The 21,434-nt window shown below is 43.1% G+C and carries 17 protein-coding genes and 1 tRNA gene; 1 reads left to right on the forward strand and 17 read right to left on the reverse strand.

Going from position 1 to position 21,434, the window contains the following annotated elements; all coding sequences use genetic code 11:
- Positions 1 to 124: 124 nt before the first annotated feature.
- Positions 125 to 1,546 carry a Na+/H+ antiporter family protein gene (locus tag AWW72_RS12740; protein WP_004774030.1) on the reverse strand — a complete coding sequence of 474 codons (1,422 nt, stop codon included), beginning with the start codon at positions 1,544 to 1,546 and terminating at the stop codon, positions 125 to 127.
- A gap of 121 nt (positions 1,547 to 1,667) precedes the next feature.
- Positions 1,668 to 2,543, reverse strand: a complete 876-nt coding sequence (locus AWW72_RS12745) for an alpha/beta fold hydrolase (RefSeq protein ID WP_062847591.1) — start codon at positions 2,541 to 2,543, stop codon at positions 1,668 to 1,670.
- 114 nt (positions 2,544 to 2,657) lie between these two features.
- Here AWW72_RS12745 and AWW72_RS12750 point away from each other — a divergent pair, with 114 nt between their 5' ends.
- Positions 2,658 to 3,143 carry a DUF4442 domain-containing protein gene (locus AWW72_RS12750; RefSeq protein WP_062847592.1) on the forward strand — a complete coding sequence of 162 codons (486 nt, stop codon included), beginning with the start codon at positions 2,658 to 2,660 and terminating at the stop codon, positions 3,141 to 3,143.
- A gap of 61 nt (positions 3,144 to 3,204) precedes the next feature.
- Here the strand turns inward: AWW72_RS12750 and AWW72_RS12755 are convergent, their stop codons facing one another.
- The 15 genes from AWW72_RS12755 to rpsL all read right to left on the reverse strand — a co-directional run bounded on the left by AWW72_RS12755 (position 3,205) and on the right by rpsL (position 21,414).
- Positions 3,205 to 3,564 (reverse strand): YMGG-like glycine zipper-containing protein, encoded by a 360-nt coding sequence (locus tag AWW72_RS12755; RefSeq protein ID WP_004774022.1) that lies wholly within the window; start codon positions 3,562 to 3,564, stop codon positions 3,205 to 3,207.
- 384 nt (positions 3,565 to 3,948) lie between these two features.
- Entirely contained in the window at positions 3,949 to 4,314 is a 366-nt protein-coding gene (locus tag AWW72_RS12760; protein WP_004774021.1) for a hypothetical protein, read from the reverse strand.
- 163 nt (positions 4,315 to 4,477) lie between these two features.
- Entirely contained in the window at positions 4,478 to 8,671 is a 4,194-nt protein-coding gene (gene rpoC, locus AWW72_RS12765) for a DNA-directed RNA polymerase subunit beta' (protein ID WP_004774020.1), read from the reverse strand.
- A 141-nt stretch (positions 8,672 to 8,812) separates the two neighbouring features.
- Complete coding sequence (gene rpoB / locus AWW72_RS12770; RefSeq protein ID WP_004774019.1) at positions 8,813 to 12,901, reverse strand: DNA-directed RNA polymerase subunit beta; 4,089 nt, start codon at positions 12,899 to 12,901, stop codon at positions 8,813 to 8,815.
- A 309-nt stretch (positions 12,902 to 13,210) separates the two neighbouring features.
- On the reverse strand, positions 13,211 to 13,582 hold the full coding sequence (rplL, locus tag AWW72_RS12775; protein ID WP_004774018.1) for a 50S ribosomal protein L7/L12: 372 nt from the start codon (positions 13,580 to 13,582) through the stop codon (positions 13,211 to 13,213).
- 42 nt (positions 13,583 to 13,624) lie between these two features.
- A complete protein-coding gene (gene rplJ, locus AWW72_RS12780; protein WP_004774017.1) occupies positions 13,625 to 14,131 on the reverse strand; it encodes a 50S ribosomal protein L10 in 507 nt (168 codons plus the stop codon).
- 250 nt (positions 14,132 to 14,381) lie between these two features.
- A complete protein-coding gene (rplA, locus tag AWW72_RS12785) occupies positions 14,382 to 15,077 on the reverse strand; it encodes a 50S ribosomal protein L1 (RefSeq protein WP_004656290.1) in 696 nt (231 codons plus the stop codon).
- A gap of 3 nt (positions 15,078 to 15,080) precedes the next feature.
- Positions 15,081 to 15,509: a 50S ribosomal protein L11 gene (gene rplK / locus AWW72_RS12790; protein WP_004637639.1), complete on the reverse strand. Its 429-nt coding sequence runs from the start codon at positions 15,507 to 15,509 to the stop codon at positions 15,081 to 15,083.
- A 112-nt stretch (positions 15,510 to 15,621) separates the two neighbouring features.
- Positions 15,622 to 16,155: a transcription termination/antitermination protein NusG gene (gene nusG / locus AWW72_RS12795; protein WP_004774016.1), complete on the reverse strand. Its 534-nt coding sequence runs from the start codon at positions 16,153 to 16,155 to the stop codon at positions 15,622 to 15,624.
- Between the two features lie 7 nt (positions 16,156 to 16,162).
- Positions 16,163 to 16,603: a preprotein translocase subunit SecE gene (secE, locus tag AWW72_RS12800; RefSeq protein ID WP_004774015.1), complete on the reverse strand. Its 441-nt coding sequence runs from the start codon at positions 16,601 to 16,603 to the stop codon at positions 16,163 to 16,165.
- A gap of 76 nt (positions 16,604 to 16,679) precedes the next feature.
- A tRNA-Trp gene (locus AWW72_RS12805) sits at positions 16,680 to 16,755 on the reverse strand.
- Between the two features lie 54 nt (positions 16,756 to 16,809).
- Positions 16,810 to 18,000: an elongation factor Tu gene (gene tuf, locus AWW72_RS12810; RefSeq protein ID WP_004774012.1), complete on the reverse strand. Its 1,191-nt coding sequence runs from the start codon at positions 17,998 to 18,000 to the stop codon at positions 16,810 to 16,812.
- Positions 18,001 to 18,092: 92 nt separating this feature from the next.
- A complete protein-coding gene (gene fusA, locus AWW72_RS12815; protein WP_004770932.1) occupies positions 18,093 to 20,231 on the reverse strand; it encodes an elongation factor G in 2,139 nt (712 codons plus the stop codon).
- 177 nt (positions 20,232 to 20,408) lie between these two features.
- Positions 20,409 to 20,879, reverse strand: a complete 471-nt coding sequence (rpsG, locus tag AWW72_RS12820) for a 30S ribosomal protein S7 (protein WP_004655203.1) — start codon at positions 20,877 to 20,879, stop codon at positions 20,409 to 20,411.
- Positions 20,880 to 21,039: 160 nt separating this feature from the next.
- Positions 21,040 to 21,414, reverse strand: coding sequence for a 30S ribosomal protein S12 (gene rpsL, locus AWW72_RS12825; protein WP_004638184.1), 375 nt, complete (start codon positions 21,412 to 21,414; stop codon positions 21,040 to 21,042).
- Between the last annotated feature and the right edge of the window lie 20 nt (positions 21,415 to 21,434).

Here is a 21,434-nt window from a genome sequence, read left to right on the forward strand (position 1 = left end):
TATTAAAACCACATTATAAAATTAGATTTAAAAAGAGACAAAAAATGTCATTTAATGATTATTTTTATATTTAAGCCACACTTTATAAAGCAAAAAAAATGGCTCATAAATGAGCCATTTCTGATTATAAAACCATTGCTGCAATCCAGCCAAAAATGAGTAGCGGGATATTAAAATGTATAAATGTAGGCACAACCGTATCCCAAATGTGATCATGTTGACCATCAACACCTAGACCTGCTGTTGGCCCTAATGTTGAATCGGAAGCTGGTGAACCTGCATCGCCTAAAGCAGCAGCTGTTCCAATCAAGGCGATGGTTGCCAAAGGAGAAAAACCAAACTGTACGCACAATGGCACGTAGATCACCGCCAGCACAGGTACACTTGAGAACGAAGAGCCGATCCCGATCGTCACGAACAAGCCGATAAAGAGCATCAGGAATGCAGCGAGCGCATGGTTATCGCCAATGATATGGACCACGCCATTGACCAGATGAGTAATATCACCTGTGTGCGTCATCACTGAAGCAAAACCTGCCGCAGAGATCATGATAAAGCCCACCAGCGCCATCATGCGCATACCCTGCACAAACACGTCATCCGCATCTTGCCATTTAAAAATGCCCGAAGCAGACAGCACTGCAAAACCGACCAGACCACCCAGAATCATCGAGCCTGAATAGAGCTGTGCAACCAGCGTCAAGCCGATCGCAAGTACCGCCATAAACATGGTTTTCTTGGAAATATAAGGCACATTCTCTGCTTCATGTTTCAGCTCTTCAGCATCGGCTTTGAGATCATATTCTGCTTGCGTGGTGACTTTCAGTGGCTTATCCAGATCAATCGTTTTAACTGGAGTAATTGAACGGTCAACATAGATACGTGGCTTACGATAGCTAATAAATACCGCAACCAGTGTACCAATCACCATGCCTAATACTGGAATCGCCATACCGATAGGCATCATGCCGCGCTCGACATGCAGGCCATAAGCAGCACCAATCTTGTTGATATTGCCCATCAGAATCTGTTCAAGGAAGATCGCACCAAAGCCCACAGGCAGGAAAATATAGGTACCGACCAGACCTAGCGTCATGACACATGCTGCCGCACGACGATCCAGCTTCAAGTGATTCATCACTTTTAACAAAGGTGGAACCAGTACTGGGATAAAGGCAATATGGACAGGGATCAAGTTTTGAGAAAAAATCGCAGCAATCAGTAAAATCGTAAGCAAAAGATATTTCACTTTAGTCTGCTGATTTTTACCTGCTTCCATACCCAATAAACCAATCAGTTTATGAGCCAGCAAATCGGGCAATCCTGACTTGGAAAGTGCCAATGCAAACGCACCCAACACTGCATAAGCCAATGCAACTTCAGCCCCATCGCCTAAGCCTGCATTAAATGCTTCTACTGTTTGAGAAAGGCTTAGACCAGCGACCAAGCCGCCAATAATGGCTGAAATCACTAATGTGAGAACAACAGAAACTCGTGCCAGTGACAAGATAAACATCACGGCAATCGCAATTACGACAGCATTCATGAACAAATTTAGGAGCAAAGAAAAGGCGACATTCTAGCAGATTCATGAAAACCTAGCTGAAAATATCGCCGAATTATCACTAATCTTAAGTGATTTTTAGCTTAATAATTCCACTAAAGCCTTAAGCTGCCTGACGTTGAACAAACTGACGGATCAGTTCAGCAATTTTTTCTGGCTGACTCAACACGGCCCAATGGTTGGCATCCAGCTCAACATATTCAAATTTTTCTACCCATTTTGGCATCGATTCAGTGATGTACTCTGGGCTAACGAAAGCATCGCGCTTTAACACGATGGCCTGAACTGGACATTGTGCATAACGTTGGCGTGGCTGAGTTAAAGAAGGAATAAAGTTGGCACGATACAAATTAATGCCATATTTGCCATCTGAGACAATATTGGCATTTAATGGCAAACCTTGCTTTTTCTCTAAACCACTTAAAATCTTGCCCCATTTTTCAGGGCTAAAGAACGTCCATACCGTCGGTGCAATCAGAGGTAAATGGAAAGCCCCGATATACCATGATTTGGTAAGCATTTTAAGTACATTGCTTGGTGCAGCTTTAAACTTTTCACGTAAATAAAACGAAGCGTGATCCAGACAAGGGCCTGAAATCGTTGTATAGGACAACAGGCGGCCTTTGAGTTTTGGTTCAGTTGCAGATTCCCAAGACTGCAAAGATCCCCAATCGTGCGCTGCCATATGAAAATTACGATTTGGTAAAACCTGATCAACAACTTCCTGTAAATCCAGTGACAAGCGTGGCAAACGATAATCTTTAATGCGTTTAGGAATTGAGGATAAGCCCGCACCACGCACGTCATAGGTCACGACATAATATTCATCGACCAATTTTTCAATGATCGGCTCCCAAACTTCCTGATTATCTGGATAACCATGCACGAGCACCAAAGGTGTTTTTTTCTCATCGCCCCATGTTTTGACACAAAGCGTTTGCTGGTCTGATGTCGTTACTGTTTGTACTTGTGTTTGCATAATTCTTTCCCATTTTGTTTTCTATCGGCTTGGTGATAAAACAGCCATTGCCAGCGATACACTAAAAATGATACTTATGGAGTATGAATAGAGTTGCAAGAAAAAAAATTGACCATGAAAGACTTTTTCAGAAAAATTCGAACCATTCCTGCGATTTCCAGATTTCTGCTCAATCACTACTCCCCTTATCGTGGTGCGGGAATCGAGATTGAAACCATTGATCTAGATGATTACTACATTCGAGTCAAAATGCCGCTGACAAGACGTAATCGCAATCTTGTCGGAACGCATTTTGGCGGTAGTTTATATTCGATGGTCGATCCTTTTTATATGTTGATTCTGATTCACCATCTGGGAAATAAGTATATTGTCTGGGATAAAAGTGCCACGATTAATTTTATTGCGCCAGGACGGAATACCGTTTATGCAGAGATCCAACTCAATGCAAATGAAATAACCGAAATTAAACGTCTGGCAGAAAATCATGAACCCGTTTTGCGCCATTACACCTTAAATATTATAGATGATGCAGGTACGCGTATTGCTGAAGTCGAAAAGGTACTTTATATCCGGCGTAAAAAACCTAAGGCCTCAATTTAAAGTCATAAAAATAAAAATGCCTACAACAATTGCAGGCATTTTTGAATTTGGTCAGCAGAAATTATCTTTTCTTCTCTTGAATGGCTGCACCTGCACCGCCGCCGATTGCACCACCAATCGCCGCGCCTGAGTCGCCACCAAAGATTGCTTTACCAACGACTGAACCAATACCAGCACCAATCGCGCTACTGGTTGTAGAGCTGCTATTCGCGCCCTTCGCATTGGCACCGACACCTGCACCCGCAGCTGCACCAACGCCAGCACCAAGACCACCACCAACATGGTTACCTAAACCACCACCGACAGCACCGCCAAGCGCTGCTGTACCAATACGCTGATCAGAGGCACTCATATTTTGACAGCCTGTAAACATTACCGCCGATAACACCAAAGTCGAAACTAAACCGATTGTTTTTTTCATGCCTATACTCACTTCTCTTATGCTCTAGTCAAAGCATAATCTTCTTTTATGGGGAATTTGATCACATTGTGTTATCACTATGTCCTATTCGATTGATATTTTGTAAAGGCAAATTTTGATTAGAACAAGCGAGCTAATATGGCTTAAGAATAGGCAATAAATAAGGACGGAAATGATCTAGACACATCCAGTCAAAAATTTGGTGTTTTCAAGAGAATTAAATAAATATAAAAATAGTCGAGATAAATTATAGTTTTTATTGGGGCTTTCTCAGCCATCTTATCTTCATTGCGAAAATAATCATTTATAAGATAACAGTCATCGTGATGAGCTGATTTAAATCGTCAGCTCGTCACGATGTTATCTACAAGTTTAAGCGCGGGCTTAGTACTTACCTTTTTTCTCACCGTAAGCAGAACCAGCACTACCACCGAGCGCACCGCCAACCGCAGCACCAGAGTCACCACCTAATACAGCTCCACCAATTACTGCACCTAAGCCAGCACCGATTGCGCTATTACGTGTATTTTTACTATTTGAACCTTTAGCATTTGCAGCAACGCCTGCACCAATTGCAGCACCAAGACCAGCACCGAGATTACCACCAACGTGCTTACCTACAGCACCACCTGCACCACCGCCAATCGCAGCAGAACCAATACGTTTACTTTCTGGACTCGCGTTCTGGCAACCTACAAATAGAGTTGTTGACATTAAACCGACGCCAGCAATCATCATCATTTTTTTCATTAGAACTACTCCTCTCTCAGATGTGGGTAGCATAGTATGCTTTGATGAAGTGTTTACCCTCATTCGGTAATCAAATACTCATGCTTTAATGCCTTTTTGTAACAACAGCTTCATTTTTCCACAAAAAAAGGCACCCGAAGGTGCCTTTTTAATTCGTTAAGACTTAGAACTGGTCTGAGTTCAACGCTTGACTAAATGCTTGGTCAACTTCACTGAAATCATTGTGAAGTTCAAATTCAGCAGCTTCTGCTTCTTGACGACGACGCTCTAAGTGATACGCAAGACCTGTACCCGCTGGGATCAAGCGACCCACAACAACGTTTTCTTTCAAGCCACGTAAATCATCTTCTTTACCTGTTACAGCCGCTTCAGTTAACACACGAGTTGTTTCCTGGAACGATGCAGCAGAAATGAACGAGTCAGTAGAAAGCGATGCTTTCGTGATACCCATCAATTGACGTTCAAACTTCGCAGGGAACTTGTTCTGAGCCAAGACAGCTTGGTTCTCTTGAACAACACGGATGTAATCCACTTGCTCGCCTTTGATGAAGCTTGTATCACCGCCATCAGTGATATCAACTTTACGCAACATTTGACGTACAACAACTTCAATGTGCTTATCGTTGATTTTTACACCTTGGAGACGGTAAACGTCTTGAACTTCGTTCACGATGTAGTTGGTTAATGCAACTTCACCTTTCAAGCGTAAGATGTCATGTGGGTTTTGTGGACCATCAGAAATGGTTTCACCACGGTTCACATGCTCACCTTCGAACACGTTAATGGTACGCCATTTTGGAATCAATTCTTCGTAGATCTCAGAACCATCATCCGGAGTAATCACTAAACGGTTCTTACCTTTGGTCTCTTTACCGAAGCTTACAACACCTGATACTTCTGCAAGGATCGCATGTTCTTTCGGCTTACGTGCTTCGAACAAGTCAGCTACACGTGGAAGACCACCGGTAATATCACGAGTACGTGAAGTTTCTTGTGGTACACGACCAATAACGTCACCCACACCAATCGTTTCGCCATCACGGACAGTCACAATTGTGTTTTGTGGCAAGAAGTAGAACTGTTCGCCGCCATCAGTTGTATCCAACACGATTGCAGGACGTAAATCTTTACCAGAAGCAGGACGAGCTGTTACAGGCAAGATTTCAACAGTGGTCATACCCGTTGCATCATCAGTTTTTGATGTTGCAGTTACGCCATCAGCAATCTGGCTGAAACGCGCTTTACCAGCAACTTCTGTTACCAATGGATGTGTATGCGGATCCCAAGTCGCTACGATACCGCCAGCTTCTACAGCTTCGCCATCTTTTAACAAGATGCTTGCACCGTAAGGAAGCTTATAACGCTCGCGCTCACGACCTAAATCATCCGCAATACCAATTTCACCTGAACGTGAAACAGATACTTGGTGACCTTTGGCATGTTGTACAGTTTTCACGTTGTGGAAACGTACAGTACCTTTGTTACGTACTTGAACACTGTTTGCAGCAGAAGTTCGGCTCGCAGCACCACCAACGTGGAACGTACGCATCGTTAACTGTGTACCTGGCTCACCAATTGATTGTGCAGCCATTACACCAACTGATTCACCTGGGTTCACCAAGTGACCACGTGCAAGGTCACGACCATAACAACGAGCACATACACCGAAGGTAGATTCACAAGCGATAACTGAACGTACTTTAACTTCATCGACACCCGCTTCTTCAAGCTGAGCAGCAATTTTCTCGTCAATTAACGTACCACGCGGAAGTACAACTTCATCATCAGATGCACGACGTACATCTTCAGCAGTTACACGACCTAATACGCGGTCGCGTAATGGTTCAATAACGTCACCACCTTGAATGAATGGAGTCATTACCAAGCCGCCAGCTGTACCACAGTCAGATTCAGTAATAACTAAATCTTGTGCTACATCTACCAGACGACGTGTCAAGTAACCAGAGTTCGCAGTTTTCAATGCTGTATCGGCCAAACCTTTACGCGCACCGTGTGTCGAGATGAAGTACTGAAGTACCGTCAAACCTTCACGGAAGTTTGCTTTAATTGGAGTCTCAATGATCGAGCCATCCGGCTTCGCCATCAAACCACGCATACCAGCAAGCTGACGGATCTGCGCCGCACTACCACGGGCACCCGAGTCAGACATCATATAAATCGAGTTGAATGATTTCTGCTTCTCGTCTTCACCTTGTTTGTTTTTCACAAGGGTATAAGACAAGTTATCCATCATCGCTTTCGCGACTTGGTCGTTTGTACGCGCCCAGATATCGACAACTTTGTTATAACGCTCACCCGCAGTTACGAAACCTTGCTCAAACTGTTGTTCGATTTCACGAACTTCTGTTTCAGCTTTATCGATAATCGTATGCTTGGTTGGTGGAATCAACATGTCTTCCATACCAACAGATACACCTGAACGCGTCGCTTGACGGAAGCCCAAATACATCAATTGGTCAGCGAAGATAACAGTATCTTTCAAACCAAGTTTACGGTAGCAAGAGTTGATTAACTTAGAGATGTTTTTCTTGGTCATCTCAAGGTTAATCGATTCGAAGCTTAAACCTTGTGGAACAACTTCCCATAACAAGCAACGACCAGGTGTTGTATCAACAATGATAGTTTGCTTTTCACGGTTACCGTTTTCATCAATCACAGTTTGATGTACACGTACTTTTACACGCGCATGGATCGCAACTTTACCCGTTGCTAATGCACGGTTAACTTCGTGAGTATCCGCAAACACCATGCCTTCACCTTTGGCATTCACCGCATCACGTGTGATGTAGTAAAGACCCAAGACAACGTCCTGAGAAGGAACGATGATCGGCTCACCATTTGCAGGTGACAAGATGTTATTTGTAGACATCATCAACGCACGTGCTTCTAACTGTGCTTCCAATGTCAATGGAACGTGTACCGCCATTTGGTCACCATCGAAGTCGGCGTTAAACGCAGCACATACGAGTGGGTGAAGACGGATTGCCTTACCTTCGATAAGAATAGGTTCAAATGCTTGAAGACCTAGACGGTGAAGTGTTGGCGCACGGTTCAACATGACTGGATGTTGACGAATTACAGAAGCTAGAACGTCCCAAACTTCCGGCGTCTCGCGCTCAACCATTTTCTTCGCAGCTTTAATGGTTGTTGCCTGGCCAGATGCTTGTAGTTTCGCGAAAATAAATGGCTTGAATAATTCAAGTGCCATCTTCTTCGGAAGACCACATTGGTGAAGACGTAAAGTAGGACCTACGGTAATTACCGAACGACCAGAATAGTCAACACGCTTACCAAGTAAGTTTTGACGGAAACGACCTTGTTTACCTTTGATCATGTCTGCCAAAGATTTCAATGGACGTTTGTTCGAACCTGTAATTGCACGACCACGACGACCGTTATCAAGCAACGCATCAACAGACTCTTGTAACATACGTTTTTCGTTACGTACGATGATATCTGGCGCAGCAAGGTCAAGAAGACGCTTCAAACGGTTGTTACGGTTGATCACACGACGATATAAATCGTTCAAGTCTGAAGTCGCGAAACGACCACCTTCAAGGGGTACAAGCGGACGTAAGTCTGGTGGAAGTACTGGAAGTACGTTCATCACCATCCATTCAGGCTTGTTGTTCGAATCTTTGAATGCTTCCATCAATTTCAAACGCTTAGACGCTTTTTTAAGTTTCGTCTCAGACGTTGTTTGTGGAATTTCTTCACGTAAACGCGCAATCTCAGCTTCAAGATCGATATCTTTTAATAAATCCTGAACTGCTTCTGCACCCATTTTCGCAGTGAATTCATCACCGTGTTCTTCAAGTGCATTGTAGTATTCTTCGTCTGTTAAAAGTTGATACTTTTCAAACGGAGTCATACCAGGATCAGTAACAACATAAGATTCGAAATACAATACGCGCTCGATATCACGTAATGTCATATCAAGAAGTAAACCGATACGGCTCGGTAATGATTTCAAGAACCAGATGTGTGCAACTGGAGAAGCAAGCTCGATGTGACCCATACGTTCACGACGAACTTTAGCAGTTGTTACTTCAACGCCACATTTTTCACAAATGACGCCTTTGTATTTCATACGCTTGTATTTACCACACAAGCATTCGTAATCTTTTACTGGACCAAAGATTTTGGCACAGAACAAACCGTCACGTTCAGGTTTAAAAGTACGGTAGTTAATGGTTTCAGGCTTTTTAACTTCGCCGTGAGACCATGACTTAATCATCTCTGGTGACGCAAGACCAATACGGATACGGTCAAATTCAATAGGTGCATGACCTTCTGAATCCGTTTTCTTACGCATGATATCGAGCAAGTCTTTCAATTTTTTTCTCCGTGTGTCGAGGAGCTACGCTCTCCCGACTGGGTCACAAATATTGTTTTTACTGAAATTTGGAATCTCCCCTAGCCCCCCTTTCTTAAAGAGGGGAACTTCCCCCTTTAATAAAGGGGGATCGAGGGGGATTTAGTCACCATTTTTCAGTTCAATGTTGATACCTAAAGAACGGATCTCTTTGGTCAATACGTTGAACGATTCAGGCATACCCGGATCCATATAATGGTTACCATCTACAATATTCTTATAGATGCGTGTACGGCCTTCGACGTCATCCGACTTCACAGTAAGCATTTCTTGGAGCGTATATGCTGCACCGTATGCTTCAAGTGCCCATACTTCCATCTCACCAAAACGCTGACCACCGAATTGTGCTTTACCACCAAGCGGCTGTTGGGTAACAAGTGAGTACGAACCAGTTGAACGCGCATGCATCTTGTCATCAACCAAGTGGTTCAATTTGAGCATGTACATGTAACCTACAGTTACAGGACGGTCAAACTGTTCACCTGTACGACCATCAAACAATACTGTTTGACCTGTACGAGAAATGTCTGCCAATTCAAGTAAGTCTTTGATCTGGCTTTCTTCAGCACCATCAAATACAGGAGTCGCTAATGGAACACCAGCACGTAAGTTGCCTGAAAGCGCCAAGATTTCTGCGTCAGTCAAGCTATCAAGCTCTTCCTGCTCACCACCAACCTTGTTATAAATCTTGTCTAAGAATTCACGCAGTTCAATCACTGTACGTTGTTCTTTCAACATTTTTTCGATTTTATCGCCAAGACCTTTCGCCGCCATACCCAAGTGAGTCTCAAGAATCTGACCCACGTTCATACGTGACGGTACACCCAGTGGGTTCAATACGATGTCGACTGGTACACCATTCGCATCATGTGGCATGTCTTCAACTGGCAAGATGTTAGAAACAACACCCTTGTTACCGTGACGACCCGCCATCTTATCACCAGGCTGGATACGACGTTTAACTGCAAGGTAAACCTTAACAACTTTCAATACGCCCGTTGTTAATTCATCACCTGTAGAAAGTTTACGCTTCTTCTCAGCAAACTTCTCGTCAATCTCGTAACTCTTCTCTTTCAAGAACACTTGAATTTGAGTTAAACGTTCAGCAATTGCTTCATCATTTGGCTGGATTTCAAGTAAATCAACAAGCTCTAAACCAGACAATACGTCTTCAGAAAGTTTATCACCGCGTTTAGTTGAACCACCACCGTTAGATTCTTGACCTTTCAACAAACGAACAATACGTTCACGTGCTGCTTCTTCGAAGATTTTGTATTCTTCTTTCAAGTCTTTACGGTATGCATCAAGCTGAGCTTTTTCAATTGCTTGTGCACGTTCATCTTTTTCCAAACCGTCACGCGTGAAGACTTGAACATCGATAACCGTACCTTTAGTGCCAGACGGAACACGTAAAGATGAATCTTTTACGTCAGCCGCTTTTTCACCAAAGATTGCGCGAAGTAATTTTTCTTCAGGTGTTAACTGAGTTTCACCTTTAGGCGTTACCTTACCAACAAGGATGTCACCCGCAGTCACTTCAGCACCGATATAAACGATACCTGACTCATCCAGTTTAGACAGCGCAGCTTCACCGACGTTAGGAATATCGGCAGTAATTTCTTCTGCACCTAACTTGGTATCACGTGCTACACACGACAATTCCTGAATGTGAATCGACGTTAAACGGTCTTCTTGAAGTACACGCTCAGAAAGTAAGATCGAGTCTTCATAGTTATAACCGTTCCATGTCATGAACGCGACGCGCATGTTTTGACCAAGCGCAAGTTCACCCATGTCAGTCGATGGACCGTCAGCCAAGATATCACCACGAGCAACTTTGTCGCCCAAGTTCACGATGACATTTTGGTTAATACATGTATTCTGGTTTGAACGTGTATATTTGATCAGGTTGTAGATATCTACACCTGCTTCACCCGCGATCATTTCATCTTCGTTTACACGAATAACGATACGAGATGCATCAACATATTCAATCGCACCACCACGGTTTGCGATCACACACACACCTGAGTCACGTGCTACGTTTGCTTCCATACCTGTACCAACAAGCGGCTTGTCAGCACGCAGTGTAGGAACAGCCTGACGTTGCATGTTCGAACCCATTAATGCACGGTTCGCATCATCGTGTTCAAGGAATGGAATCAATGATGCTGCAACAGAAACAACCTGCTGTGCAGAAACGTCCATATGTGTTACGCGCTCAGGCGACATACGTACGAATTCACCTTGATGACGTACAGAAACCATTTCTTCAGTCAAGTTGCCATCTTTATCTACTGCAGAATCGGCCTGTGCAATGACAGTACCCACTTCTTCAATTGCAGATAAATATTCAACATCATCGGTTACACGGCCATCGACAACTTTACGGTATGGTGTTTCCAAGAAACCGAAGTCATTCGCTTTTGCATAAACAGAAAGCGAGTTGATCAAACCAATGTTTGGACCTTCAGGTGTTTCAATAGGACAAACACGACCATAGTGAGTTTGATGTACGTCACGTACTTCGAAGCCCGCGCGTTCACGTGTCAAACCACCAGGACCAAGTGCAGATACACGACGTTTGTGTGTAATCTCAGACAATGGGTTGTTTTGGTCCATGAACTGAGATAACTGGCTTGAACCAAAGAATTCTTTGATTGCAGCAGCAACTGGTTTCGCGTTGATTAAATCTTGTGGAGACAAGTTATCAGTTTCTGCTTGGCTTAAACGCTCTTTAACAGCACGTTCAACACGAACTAGACCAACACGGAATTGGTTTTCAGTCATTTCACCAACAGAACGTACACGACGGTTACCCAAGTGGTCGATATCGTCGACTTCACCTTTACCGTTACGGATTTCAACCAATGTACGTAATACATCAATGATATCTTCGTGCGATAAAATACCTTCAACTTCACGTGACTTCTGATCAGTACCCACTTCGTAAGGACGACCCAAACGACGGTTGAACTTCATACGACCCACTGGAGAAAGGTCATAACGCTCAGAAGAGAAGAACAAGTTATTGAATAAGTTTTCAGCAGCTTCTTTCGTTGGCGGCTCGCCTGGACGCATTACTTTATAGATTTCAACAAGCGCTTCTTCACGGCCAGTTGTGGTATCTGCACGTAATGTATCTGCAACGAAAGGACCACGATCGATGTCGTTCGTGAACAGGATGTTAAATTGTTTAACACCACCTTCAGCCAACTTCACCATCACTTCATGGCTAAGAACAGTATTCGCAGGAATCACATCACCACTTTTCAGTGTGATATCTTCAGCAGTAATACGCTCATATAAATATTCATCAGGTACAGAAAGCTTCGCTAAGTTAGCAGCTTCCATTTGACGTACGTGACGTGCATTAATACGTTTGCCCTGTTCAACGATTGTTTTACCATCATTGTCCAGGATATCAAATTGCGCCATTTCACCACGTAAGCGATCTGGAACGAGGTCAATTTGATAGCTACCCATATCAAGATATACAGGTACTTTTTCGTAGAACAAATTCAAGATTTGTTCATTGGTATAATTCAAGGCACGTAAAATCACAGTCGCCAATAATTTACGACGACGGTCAATACGTACGAATACTAAATCTTTTGCATCAAATTCAAAGTCTAACCATGAACCACGGTAAGGGATAATACGTGCTGAATACAACACTTTACCGCTTGAGTGGGTTTTACCCTTGTCATGGTCAAAGAATACGCCTGGTGAACGGTGTAATTGAGATACGATTACACGCTCAGTACCGTTAATAACGAATGTACCGTTATCGGTCATGAGTGGCATTTCACCCATGTAAACTTCTTGTTCACGAACGTCTTTAATTGATTTCGTTTCACGATCTTTAATGATCAAACGAATTTTTACGCGCATTGGTGCTGCATAAGTTGAACCACGTAAAATACATTCACGTACGTCAAACTCAGGCTTACCAAGGCTATACTCAACAAATTCTAAAGCAGCATTGCCAGAATAACTTTCAATAGGAAAAACTGAACGAAATGCGGCTTGGAGACCGATATCTTCGCGATTTTTTGGTGTTTTACCGCCTTGTAAGAATGTACGGTACGAATCGACCTGAATCGAAAGTAAGTACGGTGCTTCCATTACGTGGGGCAATTTACCAAAATTCTTACGGATCCGTTTCTTTTCGGTATATGAGTATGCCATCTGGAGTCCTCGGAAAGTAAACTAAACCCGCCTGCAGAACGGGCTTAGAAGGAATTACGCAGGCCGATATGGCCACCACTGTTTACAAATGCTGCAATTTTTAGTGGTATTAAAACGCTTAACAATATTTTTATAAGCAAAAAAATATTGGTAAGCGTTTGATTTTATTGGTTTTGCTTAAATAATACGCGGATTATACGCAAAACTAACAAAAAACGAGCCGATTATTGTAACGCAAAAAGGCTGATGACCCAAGAGCCATCAGCCATTTTTTGGAGCCGATTATCAAAAAACCGACTCCCTACAGAATTACTTAAGTGTAACTGTAGCACCAGCTTCTTCAAGCTTCTTCTTAAGTTCTTCGCCTTCTTCTTTAGAAACGCCTTCCTTAAGAACAGCTGGAGCGCCTTCAACCATATCTTTAGCTTCTTTAAGGCCAAGACCAGTAGCTTCACGTACTGCTTTAATTACAGCAACTTTGTTAGCACCGAAAGAAGTCAACTCAACGTTGAATTCAGTTTGTTCTTCAGCAGCAGCAGCGCCAGCACCTGGAGCAGCAGCAACAGCTACAGCAGCAGCAGATACGTTAAATTTCTCTTCGAAAGCAGAGATTAATTCAACAAGTTCAAGAACTGTTTTTTCAGCAACTGCGTTTAAGATTTCTTCGTTAGTTAAAGCCATGAGAATAACTCCAAATGGATATTGAATGGTGTGAAAATAGGATTAAGCCGCTTCTGACTCGTTTTTCTCTTTGAGCGCTGTAATAAGGCGACCCAATTTCGAAATAGGAGCTTGAAGAACAGAGGCAAGCATAGTAAGCGCTTTCTCTTGGTTCGGAAGGTTCGCAATAACGCTAACGTCAGCACCTTTATAAACTTTGCCATCAAATGCAGCAGCTTTAAGTTCAAATGCTTTGTTAGTTTTCGCAAATTCTTCGAACAAGCGTGCAGCTGCACCCATGTCGTCTTCAGAAGTAGAGAAACCGAGAATTGTTGGACCAACAAGGTCGTCATTCAAGATATCGAATTGAGTACCTTCGAATGAACGCTTAGCCAAAGTGTTACGCACGATACGTGTAGTAACACCTAACTTACGAGCTTCAACACGAAGTGTTGTTAATTGCTCTACAGTTAAGCCTTGGTAGTCAGCAACAACGGCAGAGAACGCTTTAGAAGCAACTTCGTTTACTTCTGCAACGATCTGTTTTTTGTCTTCGATAAGAAGAGCCATCGTAAAACCTCCTAACGGTGATTTATGCACCTTTAACAGATGCACTCCCAATTCGTAAGCCCTATTCAGACTTACACGCGGAGGAGGAATAAATCACACCACCGCGTCTACTCAGACTGGATGATTAAGAAAAACATTCGAAAATGTTTCTCGCCTGAGGTCTTTGACGCTGATAAATATTCATTTATCAATTCAAAGTTTGCTTAGATTTCCTCAAAGAGCAAATCTAAGGCTTTAAAATTCTTTCTAATTACTTAGATACGTTGCTTACGTCAACGATCAAACCAGGACCCATAGTTGAGCTCAAAGTGATCTTTTTAACGTATACACCTTTAGAAGTTGCAGGTTTCAACTTTTTCAAGTCTGCAATTAAAGTTTCAACGTTTTGACGTACAGCTTCTTCGCTAAAGCCAAGTTGGCCGATCGCAGCGTGGATGATACCCGCTTTGTCTACACGGTAACGTGCTTGACCAGATTTAGCATTCTTAACCGCGTTAGCAACATCAGGAGTTACTGTACCCACTTTAGGGTTTGGCATTAAGCCACGTGGACCAAGAATTGTACCAAGCTTACCAACAACGCGCATTGCATCAGGAGCAGCAATAACAACGTCGAAATCAAGGTTTCCACCTTGAATGCTTTCAGCAAGGTCATCAAAACCAACGATATCAGCACCAGCAGCTTTCGCAGCTTCTGCAGCAGCACCTTGAGCAAATACAGCTACACGTACAGTTTTACCAGTACCTGCAGGTAAAGTAGTCGCGCCACGAACAACCTGATCAGATTTACGTGGATCTACGCCAAGGTTTACAGCGATATCTAAAGATTCTTTGAACTTCGCAGCTGGAAGGCTGTTAAGAACTTGTACTGCTTCTTCCAAAGTATAAACTTTGTTTGCTTCTACAGCAGCAGCGATGGCTTTTTGACGTTTAGTTAACTTTGCCATGTCTTATAGCTCCACTTCCAAGCCCATAGAACGTGCAGAACCAGCGATGGTACGAACACGAGCGTCTAAATCAGCACCAGTTAAGTCTGGTTCTTTAGTAGTCGCGATTTCTTCTAATTGAGCACGAGTCAACTTACCAACTTTAGTTTTGTTAGGTACAGAAGAACCCTTTTGAATACCAGCAGCTTTCTTAAGAAGAATAGATGCAGGTGGAGTTTTCATGATGAAAGTGAACGACTTATCGTTGTACACAGTGATCACGACAGGAATTGGCAAACCAACTTCAAGTTTTTGTGTAGCAGCATTGAATTCTTTACAGAATGCCATGATGTTTACACCACGTTGACCTAAAGCAGGACCAATTGGTGGAGATGGATTCGCTTTACCAGCTGGAACTTGCAGCTTGATATAGCCGTCAATCTTCTTAGCCATTGAAAATTACCTCTGGGTACAGACGCCGTTAGGCTCCCCAAAAAATTAAACAACACCGAAGTGTTTGAACAACAATGCCCGATCAAATCGGGCGCTTATCAACCTAGGCAGATTAAATCGTTTTTTCGACTTGGCGAAACTCGAGTTCAACCTGAGTTGGTCGATTAAATACATTAATCGTCAACGTTAAACGTGACTTATCGTATTGAACTTCCTCCACGACTCCTTTAAAGTCAGTGAACGGACCGTCAACAACGAGCAATTCTTCACCTGGTTCAAACATCGTCTTAGGACGTGGTGCTTCACCAGTATTACGTACACGCGCAAGAATCGCATCAGCTTCACGTTGTGAAATCGGTGCTGGTTTTTCTGGTGTACCACCGATAAAACCAAGAACCTTTGGACACTCTTTTACGATGTGCCAAGTATCATCATTCATTTCCATTTCGACTAACACATAGCCAGGAAAGAATTTACGTTCAGACTTACGCTTCTTACCATCCTTCATTTCCACTACTTCTTCAGTAGGGACAAGGACTTCACCAAAGCTATCAGCAACAGTGCTGCGCTGGATTCGGTCATTAAGTGAACGCATCACTTGTTTTTCAAAACCTGAATAGGCATGAATAATATACCAACGTTTCATCGCACTCTTACCCGATAATTAACTTAATAAACCAACCTAACCCGTAATCGAAACACCATAAAACCAATGATGCAACAAGTACAACCAAAAGAACTTGCCACGAAGTCGTGATCGTCTCTTGTTTTGTTGGCCAGGTCACTCGACGCAGTTCAATTCGCGCATCTTGCAACAAACGCACAAAGCCTTTGCCTTGATGGGTGGCGTATAATAAACCTAAAGCGACGACGATACAAGCCAAAATTACCCCAACGCGCACCCAAATATCATTTGCTGGTGCCCAATAGGCAGGTAAATGTTGATTTACCAATGCTGAACCGATCAATAAAGCGATAGCAATCAGCCACAAGACAGCATCAAGTGGAGTACCAGAGCTTACAACTTCTGCAGCATTATTTCTTTGAGGGATTGGCGCGTCGCTTAATGCGTCACGCGATTTATCATTCGACATTTTTTTACTCGTCGTAGAATTCGCGACTTATTATATGACAACTCAGCCAGAATTAAGCTTTTTTATAAAAAAAAAGTGGCAGGCCAGGAGGGACTCGAACCCCCAACATTCGGTTTTGGAGACCGACGCTCTACCAATTGAACTACTAGCCTATTATGCAAATCGAAAGCCGAAGCTTCCGATTTGAGTGTAACACAGTATTGGGCTTATGCAGTTACTTTAGCAACAACACCAGCACCTACAGTACGACCACCTTCACGGATCGCAAAACGTAGACCTGGGTCCATTGCGATCGGGTGGATTAACTCTACTGACATTTCTACGTTGTCACCAGGCATTACCATTTCTACGCCATCTTGTAATTTGATCGCGCCAGTTACGTCAGTTGTACGGAAGTAGAACTGTGGACGGTAACCGTTAAGGAATGGAGTGTGACGACCACCTTCTTCTTTAGAAAGTACGTATACTTCCGCATCGAATTTAGTGTGTGGCTTGATTGAACCTGGTTTAGCAAGTACTTGACCACGTTGTACGTCTTCACGCTTAGTACCACGTAGAAGAACACCACAGTTCTCGCCCGCACGACCTTCGTCAAGAAGTTTACGGAACATTTCTACGCCAGTTACAGTTGTTTTAACTGTATCTTTAATACCAACGATTTCAACTTCTTCGCCTACTTTAACGATACCAGACTCAACACGGCCTGTTACTACAGTACCACGACCAGAGATTGAGAATACGTCTTCGATTGGCATCAAGAATGCTTTGTCGATAGCACGTTCTGGTTCTGGGATGTAAGAGTCAAGCGCTTCAACAAGAGCAAGAACTGCAGACTCACCGTACTGACCAGCGTCGCCATTAAGCGCAGCAAGAGCAGAACCACGGATAACTGGAGTGTCATCACCTGGGAAGTCGTAAGTAGAAAGAAGTTCACGAACTTCCATTTCCACTAATTCAAGTAATTCTTCATCATCAACAAGGTCACACTTGTTAAGGAATACAAGAATGTAAGGTACACCAACCTGACGAGAAAGAAGGATGTGTTCACGAGTTTGTGGCATTGGACCATCAGTCGCAGCACATACAAGGATCGCGCCGTCCATCTGAGCAGCACCAGTAATCATGTTTTTAACATAATCGGCGTGGCCCGGGCAGTCTACGTGAGCGTAGTGACGAGTTGGAGAATCGTATTCTACGTGTGAAGTATTAATTGTAATACCACGTGCTTTTTCTTCTGGTGCAGAGTCGATAGCTGCGTAATCTTTAGCTTCACCGCCGTAAGTTTTTGCACAGATCGTTGCAATCGCAGCAGTTAAAGTTGTTTTACCATGGTCAACGTGACCAATTGTACCCACGTTTACGTGTGGTTTATTACGTTCAAACTTGGCTTTAGCCATGATGATCTTCCTTTATAAACTGCTCATGAGGGTCGCCCATGAGCACTTGGTTTTTAACTAAATTTTAGTTGGGTAATATAGTAATCGAAAGATTACTCGTCGTCACCTTTTTTACCGCCAGCTTGGAACTTAGCGATGATGCCTTCCGCAACGTTACGTGGAGTTTCAGCGTATTTAGCGAATTCCATAGAGTAAGTCGCACGACCTTGAGACATAGAACGCATTTGAGTCGCGTAACCAAACATCTCAGCAAGTGGTACTTCAGCTTTAATAGCTTTAGTTCCGCCAGGAAGATCGTCCATACCTTGAACCATACCACGACGACGGTTTAAGTCACCCATGATATCGCCCATGTAGTCTTCTGGAGTTTCTACTTCAACTTTCATGATTGGTTCAAGAAGGATAGGATCTGCTTTCATGAAACCGTCACGGAAAGCGTATGAACCTGCCATTTTGAACGACAATTCATCAGAGTCGACATCGTGGTAAGAACCGTCGAATAATGTCGCTTTGATACCCACAACAGGGTAACCAGCCAATACACCATTCTTCATACGTTCTTGAATACCTTTGTCAACCGCACCAAAGAATTCTTTAGGTACAGTACCGCCGACAACTTCTTCAGCGAATTCGTATTCTTTACCAGCTTCTTCAACATCCATAGGCTCTAAACGAACATATACATGACCGAATTTACCTTTACCACCTGTTTGACGAACAAATTTACCTTCTTGTTCAACAGACTTTTTGATGGTTTCACGGTAAGCAACCATTGGTTTACCAATGTTCGCTTCAACGCTGAATTCACGCTTCATACGGTCAACGATGATGTCAAGGTGAAGCTCACCCATACCAGCAATAATTGTTTGACCAGATTCTTCGTCAGTACGAACGCGGAACGATGGATCTTCTTTAGCCAAACGACCTAAAGCGATAGACATTTTTTCTTGGTCAGCTTTAGTTTTTGGTTCAACAGCCAATGAAATTACTGGCTCTGGGAATTCCATACGCTCAAGTGTAATGATGTTTTTCTCATCACATAATGTATCACCAGTAGTAACGTCTTTAAGACCTACACACGCTGCGATATCACCTGCACGGATTTCATCAAGATCTTGACGTTCGTTCGCATGCATTTGCACGATACGACCGATACGTTCACGCTTAGATTTAACTGGGTTATAAACCGGATCACCTTGTTTAAGAACACCAGAGTAAACACGTACGAATGTTAAGTTACCTACGAACTTATCGTTCATGATTTTGAACGCAAGTGCAGAGAACGGAGCTTCGTCAGATGCTTCACGAGACGCTTTAGTTTCGTCTTTGTCGTCAAGGATACCTTCAATTGCTTTAACTTCTGTAGGAGAAGGCAAGAATTGAATTACAGCATCCAACATACGTTGAACACCTTTGTTCTTGAACGCAGAACCACAAAGCATAACTTGAATTTCAGATGCTAATGTACGAGCACGTAAACCAGCGATGATTTCTTCTTTAGAAAGATCGCCTTCTTCTAGGTACTTGTCCATTAACTCTTCAGATGCTTCAGCCGCAGCTTCAACCATCTTAGTACGCCATTCGTTTGAAGTATCAACGAGGTCAGCAGGAATTTCACCGTATTCAAACTTCATACCTTGAGATGCTTCATCCCAGATAATCGCTTTCATTTCGATGAGGTCAACTACACCTGTAAATGTATCTTCTGCACCAATTGGCACAACGATAGGTACAGGATTACCGCCTAAACGAGTTTTAACTTGCTCAACAGCACGGAAGAAGTTTGCACCAGTACGGTCCATCTTGTTCACGAATGCTAAACGAGGCACTTTATATTTGTTTGCCTGACGCCATACAGTTTCAGACTGAGGTTGTACGCCACCAACTGCACAGTAAACCATGCACGCACCGTCAAGAACACGCATAGAACGTTCAACTTCGATTGTGAAGTCTACGTGTCCCGGTGTATCAATTACGTTGATACGGTGTTGTTGGAATTGGTTAGCCATACCAGACCAGAAACAAGTTGTAGCAGCAGAGGTAATTGTAATACCACGCTCTTGCTCTTGTTCCATCCAGTCCATTGTTGCTGCACCGTCGTGTACTTCACCAATTTTGTGAGATACACCTGTGTAGAACAAAATACGTTCTGTTGTAGTTGTTTTACCTGCGTCAATGTGCGCAGAAATACCGATGTTACGGTAGTTACTAATTGGGGTTTGGCGAGCCATGATGTCTACATTCCTAAATGTTATATTTAAAACAGGACGCATCAATTAAATTGATGCGCACGAATATCCAAGCAGGCAACTTAAATACCCGCAAAGCCTCCACTTTGATAGAGAGCGATGTTGAATCGAGCTGCGGTACGCATGAATATTCTCCTGATTAGGGACTGTTTTATCCGCTTAGAAACGGTAGTGAGAGAAGGCTTTGTTGGCTTCAGCCATACGATGCACGTCTTCACGTTTTTTGATCGCTGCACCTTTACCTTCAGCTGCATCAAGCAACTCACCAGCAAGACGTAAAGCCATCGTTTTTTCAGAACGCTTAGCAGCAGCATCTACTAACCAACGCATAGCTAGAGCAGTACGACGGGATGGGCGTACTTCCATAGGTACTTGATAAGTAGCACCACCAACACGGCGTGCTTTTACTTCAACCATAGGACGAACTTTTTCAAGAGTAGTCTCGAAAAATTCAACTGGGTCTACTTTGTTTTTTTCTTGAACGCGGTCTAAAGCACCGTAAACGATACTTTCGGCAATAGATTTTTTACCATCTTGCATTACGTGGTTCATGAATTTAGCGATTGTTTGGCTGCTAAATTTTGGATCTGGAAGGATCTCACGAGCAGCGACTACGCGACGTCTTGGCATTTTAATACACCTAATAATATGACACTTCAGGATAATCCAGCAGTTTGTACAAGTGTCATGTACACGACGCTGGCCTTACTATACGTCGCTTGAATTACAAATCTATGAAGAATTCAAACAAGCGAAACGCTAAAGGAATGCTTGGGCTAGTTTCCTAGAATTACTTCTTAGGACGCTTAGCACCATATTTAGAACGTGACTGGTTACGATCTTTAACGCCAGCACAGTCTAAAGAACCACGAACGGTATGGTAACGTACACCTGGTAAGTCTTTAACACGACCACCACGGATAAGAACAACACTGTGCTCTTGTAGGTTATGACCTTCACCACCGATGTAGCTAGATACTTCAAAACCTGAAGTTAAGCGAACACGGCAAACCTTACGCATTGCTGAGTTAGGTTTTTTAGGTGTAGTAGTATAAACACGTGTACATACACCACGACGTTGTGGACAAGCCTTCAACGCAGGAACTTTTGATTTTTCAATCAAAGTCGTACGACCCTTACGGATCAACTGATTTGTTGTTGCCATTTGGCAATTCTCCCGTTATT

Origin of the sequence: Acinetobacter sp. NRRL B-65365, assembly GCF_001605865.1 — a bacterium.
Classification (GTDB): Bacteria; Pseudomonadota; Gammaproteobacteria; order Pseudomonadales; family Moraxellaceae; genus Acinetobacter; species Acinetobacter vivianii.